The following is a 10,660-nucleotide window of genomic DNA, read 5'->3' as shown; positions in this document are numbered from 1 at the left end:
CCGCACGCAGCTGCCGCTCGCTCACCGGCCGGGCGACCATCGTCCCCACCGACAGCACCGGCAGGCCCAGCCCGTCGGCCAGCTCGATCGAGATGGCGGCGGTGCCGGCACCCGCATGCGGGCCATTGTCGGTCGGTGCGATCCGCACGCGGACCGCGGTCGCGCCCGCGGCATGCAACGACACGTCCTGCCACGAGAACGGCAACATCACTTCGACGGGCTGGCCCGCCGCCTGCTGGGCCATGATGACGGCATGCATCGCCGCGTCGAGCAACGCCGGGTGCACGCCGAAACCGCCGACGCCTCCCGCCGCGTCCGGCAGCCGCACCTCGGCGAACACCTCGTCTCCGCGGGTCCACGTCGCGGTCAAACCACGAAACGCCGGGCCGTACCCGTAGCCGTGCGCCGCGAGCTGGTCGTAGCCGTCGGCGACCTCCACGGCAACCGCGCCCGCGGGCGGCCACACCGACAGATCGGCGCGGGGCTCGATGGACCGCGAACTCAGCACACCCTCCGCGTGACACACCCACGCCGAACCGGCGTCGGCGCGGGAGAACACCGAGACGGCGCGGCGCCCCGATTCTTCGCTGGGACCGACAACGACCTGCACGGCAACGGAACTGGCCGCGGGCAACATCAGGGGCGCCTGCAATGTGAGTTCGTCGACCACCGAGCAGCCGACTTCGTCGCCGGCCCGGATCGCCAACTCGACGAAACCCGCGCCGGGGAACACCGCGGCACCGGAGACGGCGTGATCGGCCAGCCAGCCCTGCAGGCCGGGCGACAGCCGGCCGGTCAGCAGCACCCCGTCCGAGGCCGGCAGTTCGACGACCGCGCTGAGCAATGCGTGCTCGCTGGTCCCGAGCCCCAGCCCGGCGGCGTCGGCCCCGATGCCCTCGCCGGACAGCCAAAACCTGCGCCGGTCAAAGGCGTAGGTGGGCAGTTCCACGAAGCCCGCCCCGGACAAGACGCCACGCCAGTTCACGCTCACACCGGCCGCGAATGCTGCGGCGGCCGACGTGAGGAAGCGCTCGAGGCCGCCGTCATCGCGGCCCAGGGTGGGAACCACGATGGCCTCGGGGTCGCCGGCCGAGTTTTTCAGGCAGTCGTTGGCGCTGCCTTCGATCCCGGCGATCAGCGCGGGGTGCGGGCTCGATTCGATGAACGTGCGGTACCCGTGCTCGCAGGCGGCGCGCACCGCCTGGTCGAACTGCACGGTCTGCCGAATGTTGCGGTACCAGTAGGCCGCGTCCAAACCGGCTGTGTCCAAACGGCTTCCGGTCACGGTGGAGAAGAAGGCGACACGCGAGGAACGGGGCTCGATACCGGCCAGGGCCTCGGCCAGCTCGTCGCGAATGGCCTCGACCTCGACCGAGTGCGACGCGTAGTCCACGTCGATCCGGCGGGTGCGCAGCTCCAGGTCCACGCAGAAACCGGCGAGTTCGTCGAGCGCGGCCACTTCGCCCGACACGACCACCGCCGAGGGGCCGTTGACGGCGGCGATGCTGACACGGTTGCCGTAGGGCGCCAACAACTCCCGTGCGCGTTCGGTGCTGCACGCGATGGACAGCATGCCTCCGGAGTGGGCCATCGACCGCAACAACTTGCTGCGCAGCGTGACCACCTGAGCGGCGTCGCGCAGCGACAGCGCGCCGGCGACGAACGCGGCGGCGATCTCTCCCTGCGAATGGCCGATCACCGCGTCGGGGCTGACGCCGACCGACTTCCACAGTTCGGCCAGCGACACCATCACCGCGAACAGCACCGGCTGCACGACGTCCACCCGGTCCAAGCCCGGGGCGTCCGCGTTGCCGCGCAGCACGTCGATCAGCGACCAGTCGACGAATTCCGCGAAGACTTCCGCGCACGCGTCGATCTGGTGCGCGAATACCGGTGCGGTGTCGAGCAATTCGATCCCCATACCCAGCCATTGCGAGCCTTGGCCGGGGAACACGAAGACGTTCTTGCCCGCGGGTGGCGCGCTGCCCTGGATGACCGAACCGGCCGGGTCCTGAATATCTGAGGCGGTCAACTCGTCGAGCCCGGCCAGCAATCGATCCCGATCGGCACCGACGACGACGGCCCGGTGCTCGAAGGTGGCGCGGCCGGCCAACGACCAGGCCACGTCGGCGACGTCGATCTCGTCGTGGCCGCGCAGGTGCCCGGCCAACCGGGCGGCCTGAGACCTCAACGCCGACAGTGACTTTGCCGACAACGCCCACGGCACCGTCGCGGGCTTCGGGCGGTCGGTCAGCGGCTCGGGCGCCGGGACCGCCTCGATGATCACGTGTGCGTTGGTGCCGCTGATCCCGAACGACGACACCCCGGCCCGTTGTACGTGGCGATTCGCGGGCCAGGGCCGCGCCTCGGTCAGCAACGAGACCGATCCCGCCGACCAATCGACGTGCGGGCTGGGCACGTCCACATGCAGTGTCGCCGGCAGCATTTCGTGACGCATGGCCTGGACCATCTTGATCACGCCCGCCACGCCCGCGGCGGCCTGGGTATGGCCCATGTTCGACTTGATCGAGCCCAGCCACAGGGGCTCGGGCCGGTCCTGGCCGTACGTCGCCAACAACGCCTGGGCCTCGATGGGGTCGCCCAGCGTGGTGCCTGTTCCGTGGCCTTCCACCACGTCGACGTCTGCCGTCGACAGGCCGGCATTGGCCAGCGCCGCCCGCACCACCCGCTGCTGCGAGGGGCCGTTGGGCGCGGTCAGCCCGTTCGATGCGCCGTCCTGATTGACCGCCGAGCCGCGCACCAGCGCCAGCACCGGATGGCCCAACCGCCTGGCATCCGAGAGCCGCTCGACGACGAGCATCGCCCCGCCCTCCGACCAGCCGACTCCGTCGGCAGCCCCGGCGTACGCCTTGGACCGGCCGTCGGGGGCCAGCCCTCGGTGGCGGCTGAACTCGACGAAGACCGTCGGGGTGGCGTTGACGGTCGCGCCCCCGGCCAGCGCCAGATCGCACTCCCCCGAGCGCAACGACTGAACCGCCATGTGCAACGCGACCAACGACGACGAACACGCCGTGTCCACCGACACCGCCGGGCCCTCGAGTCCCAGCACATACGAGACCCGACCGGAGGCGACGCTGGAGGTCATGCCGGTCAGGCGGTAGCCCTCGATCTCCTCGGCGAGCATGCCGTAGCCCTGGACGATAAGCCCGGCGAACACCCCGGTCGCGCTGCCCCGCAGCCCGCTCGGGTCGATGCCGCCCCGTTCCAAGGCCTCCCAAGACAGTTCCAGCAGCATCCGATGTTGCGGGTCCATCGCGAGTGCCTCGCTCGGAGCGATGCCGAAAAAGGCCGGATCGAAGTCGGCGACACCGTCCACGAAACCGCCGGTCCGCGCGTAGGTCTTGTGGCGGGCGTCGGGGTCCGGGTCGTACAGGCTCGCCAGGTCCCAGCCGCGATCGTTGGGGAAATCGGTGATCACATCGCGGCCGTCGGCCACCATCTGCCACAGGTCTTCTGGTGTCTCGACTCCGCCGGGGAAGCGGCAGGACATACCGACGATCGCGATCGGCTCGCTCGACCGCTCCAGCAGCGCACGGTTGGTGCGTTTCAGGCGCTCGACCTGGACCAGCGCTTTGCGCAGCGCTTCGGTCGCATGCTGGAGTTGATCCACCATCACTACCTCTCGCCTAACTTGGCCGTCAGCTGCCCCGATGCGACTCTCGCCGAGTCACGGAATTTGCTGCACGATGCGATGCCGTGCCGCTCTCCGGCCCAAGAATGTCGCTGGTGAGTATGGCCAACTCTGACGGTATTTCAAAACGCCCGATGCTCCCGACTGCTACGGGAGAACCGGCATCGGCGTGAGGCACGCCTTGTCCAAGGGGATCCGGAACGCGCCGTTGCGCCCGCGGGTGCCGGGGCATCTCACGACCCCGGTACGCCGGGATACAACTGACGCGCCGTCCATGGCGCGACTGTACCCGGCTATGCATCGGCAGTGGTCAGGACGGCTCAGACGCCCACCCGGCGCCAGCCGTCGGCCGCCCGGGCGGCCCTGATCAGCAGGTCGCACAGTTCGCGCAGTTCGGTCGCCTGCGCTCCCTCGTCGAGGGCGGTGGCGACATCCTCCGCCGCGCACCGCACCTGGTAGACCCGGTCGGACAGGTCGGCGGCGTCGTCGGCCGAAAGGACCACCGCGTCGGGAGGCAAGGCCAGCGAGGCGCCGGCACCGCCCCGGGTCAACGAGGCGCGTTGTTCGTACGCCCGCTGCCGGCACGACTGGCGGCAGTACTGGCGGCGGCGTCCCATCCCGGCGTCGGACACGTCTCGACCGCACCAACGGCACGGCTGCGGGCGGGGACGGCGGCTCACGCCTGCCGACTTTAGTCGGGATTGCGCGGCGATCCCGGTATCATTGAAGGTCGCGTCGCGTACGCCGGCCACCCGACCGGGGAACTACGCAGACCGCCGCAACGTTTGCCAAGCGGACAGAATTGCATTACAGCAGCCCGAAGTTCAGTAGACGTAGAGGAGTAGCAACATGGCTGATCGCGTCCTTAGAGGCAGTCGCCTCGGAGCCGTGAGCTACGAGACCGACCGCAATCACGACCTCGCCCCACGTCAGCTCGCGAAGTACCGCACCGAGAACGGCGAAGAGTTCGAGGTCCCTTTCGCCGACGACGCTGAAATTCCCGGCACGTGGCTGTGCCGCAACGGCTTGGAAGGCACCCTGATCGAGGGCGACCTGCCCGAGCCGAAGAAGGTGAAGCCCCCGCGCACGCACTGGGACATGTTGCTGGAGCGGCGCAGCGTCGAAGAGCTCGAAGAGCTGCTCAAGGAGCGGCTCGAAATCATCCGGACACGCCGCCGCGGCTGACCTCAGACCGCTTTAGCTGCGGTTGTCGGCGCGCTGGGTGCCGGCGCGGGTCTTGCGGCCCTCGATGCCCCATCGGGTGACCTTCATCAGCGCCTCGCGGATGTTCGATCCGCTCATCTTGGAGACGCCGAGTTCGCGCTCGGTGAAGGTGATCGGCACCTCGACGATGACGAACCCGCTGCACACGGTGCGCCAGGTCAGGTCGATCTGGAAGCAGTAGCCCTTGGAGTCCACCGCCTCGAGACCGATCGCCTCGAGGACTTCCCGCCGGTAGGCGCGGTAGCCGGCGGTGATGTCGTGGACACCGATCCCCAGCGCGAGCCGCGCGTAGGTGTTGGCCGTCCAGGACAGCGCCCAGCGCCGCCATGGCCAGTTCCGCACCGACCCGCCCTCGACGTAGCGGGATCCGATGGCCAGGTCGGCTCCGGCGTCGACCGCGTCCAGCAGACGGTGAAGCTGCTCGGGCGCGTGGCTGCCGTCGGCATCCATCTCGACCAGCACCGAGTAGTCGCGGCTCAGACCCCACGCGAAGCCCGCCAGGTACGCCGCGCCCAGGCCGTCCTTGGCGGTGCGGTGCATCACGTGGGTGCGGCCCGCGTCGGCGGCCGCCAGCTCCTCGGCGAGCTCGCCGGTGCCGTCCGGGCTGCTGTCGTCGACGATCAGCAGGTGGACGTGGGGGCACGCGTCCTTCAGCCGCCGGTGGATGACCGGCAGGTTCTCCCGCTCGTTGTAGGTGGGGATGATCACCAGGACACGCTCGCTGGGACGATTCCCCGGGCCGCGGGGCGCCGGCTGGCCGGTGGTCATGTAGCTCCTCTGTGTCGCCCGAAATTACGCGACGGTCGTCGGCCGCCCTCGTGGAGCGGAGTGTAGTCACCGCCGTCGCCCGGCGGCGCCTGGTCCCCGCCCTCGGCGGGCGGACTGTCCTCGTCAAGCGGGGCTTCACCCGAGGGCGCACCGGTGTCTGGGGATTCGTTCGGGGCCTCGGACCTCCGACGAACCGGACGCGCGAACCAACCATTCTGCCGTATCCCGGCCAGGATCGCCCCCGCGGCCACCGCGACCAGGAGCCATTGCAGGATGGGACCCCAGCGGGTCGCCGGCGTCAGTTTTGTCTTCAGGCGCACCTGTATGTCCAGGTAATCGGGCTGGAAGAAGTCGGTGCGCACCAGCTCGGCGCCGTCGGGGGCGATCACGGCGCTGATCCCGGTGGTGCCCGCGACCAGCACATAACGATCGTGCTCGACGGCCCGCACCTTGGCGAAGCCCAGCTGTTGTTCGCTCATCGTCTTGTTGAAGGTGGCGTTGTTGCTCGGCACGGCCAACAATTGGGCGCCATTCAGGACGGCTTTGCGCGGGACGCGGTCGAAGATCACTTCCCAGCAGGTGGCCACCCCGATCGGCACCCCGGCGATGTGCACGACGTCGCTGCCCGGGCGGGGCACCATGTTCCCGGCTCGGTTGGCGTAGCCGGATAGGTGCTTGAACAGCCACGGCATCGGCAGGTATTCGCCGAACGGCTGCACGATCTCTTTGTCGTGCCGATCGGCGGGCCCCGTCGACGGATTCCACACGATCATCGTGTTGGTGTATTGGGGGTTCTCCGGTGGGCTGCCGGGCAGCTCCGAGACCGTGCCGATCAGGATCGGCGCGCCGATCGCGGTCGCCGCCTGTGAGATTTCCAGCGCGGCGTCGACGTTGGCCAGGGGGTCGATGTCGGAGGAGTCCTCCGGCCAGATGACGAACTGGGGTTGTGGCGCCTGCCCCGCGCGCACATCCTCCGCCAGCCGCAGCGTCTCGCGGACGTGGTTGTCGAGGACCGCCCGGCGTTGCGCGTTGAAGTCGAGCCCGAGTCGCGGCACGTTGCCCTGCACCAGGGCGACGGTGACCGAGGGCTCGCCGCCCGACCCGGTGCCGGCGTGCCGAACCTGCGGCCAGACGACGACGGATGCGAACAGCACCAGGCAGATGCAGACGCCGGGCAGCACCACCGCAGGCGGTGCCGCATCGGCGTTGGCCGCCTCCTCTTCGCCGGCACCGCGGTGCGCCCGGTTGCCGGTGCGCCACCACTTGACGATCTCCAGTTCGATCGCGGTCGCGCTGAACCCGATCAGCACGATCGCCAATGAGAGCAGCGCGGGCCCCCCTAGCTTGGCCAACGGCAGGAACGGGCCCTGCGCTTGTCCGAATGCCACCACTCCCCACGGGAATCCGCCGAACGGGACGATCGATTTCAGCCACTCCTGGGCCGCCCACACCAGCGCGAACCAGACGGGCCAGCCCGGCAGCCCGCGCACGAGCACGGCGCACAGGCCGAATAGCGCGGGAAACAGCGCACACGTCATCGCCAGCACCATCCAGGGCACGGCGCCGACGAGCGTGCTGACCCAGGGCAGCAGCGGAAGATAGAACGCCAGCCCGAACAGGAACCCGTAGCCCAGACCACCGGCCGGAGTTGTCGCCGGATGCTTGAGCACCCAGGCCAGCAGCGAGGCCGCAACGACCGCGGCCCACCACCAATTCAGCGACGGGAAGCTGGTGAACAGCAGAACGCCGCCCCCGATGGCGCACGCCAACCGGGTCAGCCGCGGCAGCATGGCCGCCCGGACGCCGGGCAGCCGCGCGAGCGTTCCCGCCCCCAGCGCCGCGAGCGCCGGCCGCAGTCGGTGCGTGAGCGGCACGGCGCCCGGTTCCGCGGCGGCGTCACCGGCCCCGGACTCCGGGGCGATGTCGGCGGGATCGTCGTCGCGATCCGATTCGGCTTCGTCGCCGATCGGGTCGGTGTCCGGGGGGACCGCCAGGTCGCCGGCCGCCGGGTCGGGCTCGTCGGCTGGGCCGGGGCGGTCTTTCCGGCCGAACCATTCCCTAGCCATGGATGACAGCGCCCCGATGCACCGTTCGCCGGCACCGCGGCAAGGCGTCGGTCGGGCCCAGGCGCGGCAAGGCCGGGACCCGGGCGCGCGGGTCCGTCGACCAGCGCTGAACGGCGTCGCGGGGCGCGTGGACCTCCAGGGCCGCGGCGTCCCAGACGGCGTAGGAGGCCGGCGCGCCCGGCACCAGGGTTCCCGTCCTGCCGTCGTCGATGCCGGCGGCGCGCCAGCCGCCGCGGGTCGCGGCGGCGAACGCCGCCCGCGCGGAGACCCCGCTGCCCGGCGTGTGGTGGTTGACCGCCGCGCGCACGCTCGCCCACGGGTCGAGGCCCGTGACCGGCGCATCGGAACCAAGCGCGAGGGGCACGCCTTGCGATGCTAACAGCGCAAACGGATTGAGCCGACGGCCTCGTTCGGCGCCGAGACGCCGCGCGTACATGCCGTCGGCGCCGCCCCACAGCGCGTCGAAGTTGGGCTGCACGCTGGCGATCACGCCCCATTGCCCGAGGCGGCCTGCCTGCTCGGCGGTGACCATTTCAAGGTGCTCCAACCGGTGCCCGCACCGGGCGACGGCAACCGCCCCGAGGTCGGCGACGACCCGTTCGAGGGCCGTCACCACCGCCGACACCGCGGCATCGCCGATGACATGGAAGCCGGCGGTCACCTCGGCCTCGGTGCACGCGCGCAGGTGCGCCTCGACGAGGTCGGGGTCGAGGTAGCAGGTGCCGAACCGGTCCGCGGCGTCGGCGTAGGGCTCGTGCAGCCAGGCGGTGCGGGACCCGAGCGCGCCGTCGACGAACAGGTCGCCGGCCAGCCCGCGGGCTCCGGTCTCCTCGATGAGCGCGCGCGCCCGTGCCGGGGTGCTCACGGCCTCACCCCAGTAGCCGGTCACCTCGACGCCCTGATCGAGCGACCGCAGCCGCAGCCAGTCGTCGAGGCCGCCGATCTCGGGTCCGGCGCATTCGTGCACCGCGACGATGCCTGCCGCCGCGGCGGCCCGCAGGGCGGCCGTGCGGGCTTCGGCGAGCTGCTCGGGCGTGAGCATGTCGCGGGCGGCGGCGCGGACCAGATGGTGCGCGTCGGCGGTGAGCGGCCGGTCGGGATGGAAGCCGCCGGCCGCCGGCAGGTCCGCGATGCGCCGGCGCAGGGCCGTCGAGGCCAGCGCGGAGTGGACGTCGACTCTGGACAGGTAGGCGGGCCGGTCACCCAGGACGGCGTCGAGGTCCGCGGTGGTTGGCGCGCTGTTCTCGGGCCACGAGGACTCGTCCCACCCGTGGCCCCAGACGGGAAGGCCCGGGTGGGCCGCCGCGTAATCGGCCACCAGCTGGAGGCACTGCTCTCTCGAGCCGGCCGCGCGCAGGTCGAGGCCGCTGAGCGTCAGGCCGGTGGCGGTGAGGTGGATGTGGCTGTCCACGAATCCCGGCGCCACAAAACCGCCGTCCACGTCGTCGATGTCAGCGTCGGGAAACAGGCCGCGGCCGACGTCGTCGCTGCCCAGCCAGGCGATGACGTCGCCTCGCACCGCCATGGCGGTGGCGTCCGGATGGCTCGGGCTGTGCACCCGGCCATTGACCAACAGCGTGGTGGGCGTGTGGCTCACAGGGCAAAACTACGTGGGCTTCGGGGCGGGGCGATCAGTCCCAGGCGGGCCGGCCCGGGAATCCGCCGCGCACCGGCTCGTTCTCGAGGGCGGCCGGGCGGTAGTCCCGGACGTCGACGACCTCGCCGTCGATGTAGCCGTCTTGCGCGGGGCCGCCGGTCTGACGCGCGCCGGCGCCGAACAGAGTCGTGTCGGCGAGCAGCGGCATGCGCCGCCGCAGTCCGCGCATCGCGATCGCGGCCAAACCGGGCCCGACGGCCGACCGTACGGGTCGCACCATCAGCAACAGCCCCAGCGCCGTTGTCACGAGGCCGGGTACCAAGACCAGCAGGGTGGCCAGCGAGACCAGCGTCCCGTCCCGCACCGCGGTGCGCGGCTCTGCGAGACCCGAGCGGAGGTCGCCGACCTGGCGCAGCAGGTGCGAGCCCATCATCGGCACCAGGAGGCCCCATCCGAGCAGGAAGGTGCCCGCCAATGCCAGCAGCGTCCAACCCCACCCGATCGTCGAGACCAGGGCGATGATCGCCGCCAGCTCGACGACGGCGTAGCCGAGAAACAGCCGTGACAGCATGTCAGGGCAACGTACGCCGACCGCGTCGAAGTTCCCATGGTGGTGTCCGGGGCGATTGCAGTTAGATGACGCTATGACCACGATTGAGATCGACACGCCCGACGGACCGATCGACGCGCTGCTGGACCTTCCCTCGGGTCAGGGCCCGTGGCCGGGCGTCGTCGTGATTCATGACGCGTTCGGATACGGCAGGGATAAGGAGTCGACGAACAAGCGCATCGCCCAGGCCGGCTATGTGGCGATCACCCCCAACATGTACGCGCGGGGCGGCCGGATGCGCTGCATCACCCGGGTGATGAAGGAGCTGCAGACGCAGCGCGGCCGCGCCCTATCGGACATCCTGGCGGCGCGCGATCACCTGAAAGCCATGCCGGAATGTTCCGGCCAGGTCGGCATCGCGGGGTTCTGCATGGGCGGCCAGTTCGCATTGGTCATGTCTCCCAAGGGTTTCGGCGCTTCCGCCCCGTTCTACGGCGCTCCCCTGCCCCGCAACCTCGACAAGACGCTGGACGGGGCGTGCCCGATCGTGGCCAGTTTCGGCGCCAAGGACCCGCTGGGACGAGGCGCGCCCGAGAAGCTGCGCGAGACCATCGCCAGGAAGAACATCACTGCCGATGTGAAGGTCTATCCCGGTGTGGGGCATAGCTTTGCCAACGACCTGCCGGCCCAGCCACTGCTGCGGATCACCGGTTTCGGCTACGACGAGGCGGCCACGGAGGACGCTTGGCGCCGGGTGTTCGCGTTCTTCGGCGAGCACTTGGCGGCGGGCGCGACGACGTAGC

The 10,660-nt window shown here is 70.6% G+C and carries 6 protein-coding genes and 1 pseudogene; 2 read left to right on the top strand and 5 right to left on the bottom strand.

What is annotated here, in order from left to right; genetic code table 11:
- On the bottom strand, positions 1-3,634 hold a 3,634-nt coding region (locus A9X03_RS17015), incomplete at its 3' end, for a type I polyketide synthase (protein ID WP_156737704.1).
- Positions 3,635-3,972: 338 nt separating this feature from the next.
- On the bottom strand, positions 3,973-4,332 hold the full coding sequence (locus A9X03_RS17010) for a hypothetical protein (protein ID WP_082950444.1): 360 nt from the start codon (positions 4,330-4,332) through the stop codon (positions 3,973-3,975).
- Positions 4,333-4,501: 169 nt separating this feature from the next.
- On the opposite strand from A9X03_RS17010, the gene A9X03_RS17005 reads away from it, so the two are divergent.
- Positions 4,502-4,837 (top strand): RNA polymerase-binding protein RbpA, encoded by a 336-nt coding sequence (locus A9X03_RS17005; RefSeq protein ID WP_067760885.1) that lies wholly within the window; start codon positions 4,502-4,504, stop codon positions 4,835-4,837.
- Positions 4,838-4,849: 12 nt separating this feature from the next.
- Here the strand turns inward: A9X03_RS17005 and lnt are convergent.
- The 3 genes and pseudogenes from lnt to A9X03_RS16985 all read right to left on the bottom strand — a co-directional run bounded on the left by lnt (position 4,850) and on the right by A9X03_RS16985 (position 9,878).
- Positions 4,850-7,434 (bottom strand): annotated as a pseudogene (gene lnt / locus A9X03_RS16995) (apolipoprotein N-acyltransferase).
- Between the two features lie 268 nt (positions 7,435-7,702).
- Complete coding sequence (locus A9X03_RS16990) at positions 7,703-9,235, bottom strand: amidohydrolase (protein ID WP_156746580.1); 1,533 nt, start codon at positions 9,233-9,235, stop codon at positions 7,703-7,705.
- Between the two features lie 106 nt (positions 9,236-9,341).
- Positions 9,342-9,878 carry an FxsA family protein gene (locus A9X03_RS16985; RefSeq protein ID WP_068262074.1) on the bottom strand — a complete coding sequence of 179 codons (537 nt, stop codon included), beginning with the start codon at positions 9,876-9,878 and terminating at the stop codon, positions 9,342-9,344.
- Positions 9,879-9,951: 73 nt separating this feature from the next.
- Here A9X03_RS16985 and A9X03_RS16980 point away from each other — a divergent pair, with 73 nt between their 5' ends.
- Positions 9,952-10,659, top strand: a complete 708-nt coding sequence (locus A9X03_RS16980; RefSeq protein WP_067760893.1) for a dienelactone hydrolase family protein — start codon at positions 9,952-9,954, stop codon at positions 10,657-10,659.
- Position 10,660: the final 1 nt, after the last annotated feature.

Origin of the sequence: Mycobacterium sp. E1715, assembly GCF_001667625.1 — a bacterium.
Lineage (GTDB): Bacteria > Actinomycetota > Actinomycetes > Mycobacteriales > Mycobacteriaceae > Mycobacterium.
Note: the sequence above shows the minus strand (reverse complement) of the source record. Positions and strands in the feature narration are given on the sequence as shown.

Excerpts from the sequence above, each read along its gene's own strand:
- A9X03_RS16985 (WP_068262074.1), bottom strand. The coding sequence starts at position 9,878 with ATGCTGTCACGGCTGTTTCTCGGCTACGCCGTCGTCGAGCTGGCGGCG.
- A9X03_RS17005 (WP_067760885.1), top strand. The coding sequence starts at position 4,502 with ATGGCTGATCGCGTCCTTAGAGGCAGTCGCCTCGGAGCCGTGAGCTAC.
- A9X03_RS16980 (WP_067760893.1), top strand. The coding sequence starts at position 9,952 with ATGACCACGATTGAGATCGACACGCCCGACGGACCGATCGACGCGCTG.
- A9X03_RS16990 (WP_156746580.1), bottom strand. The coding sequence starts at position 9,235 with ATGGCGGTGCGAGGCGACGTCATCGCCTGGCTGGGCAGCGACGACGTC.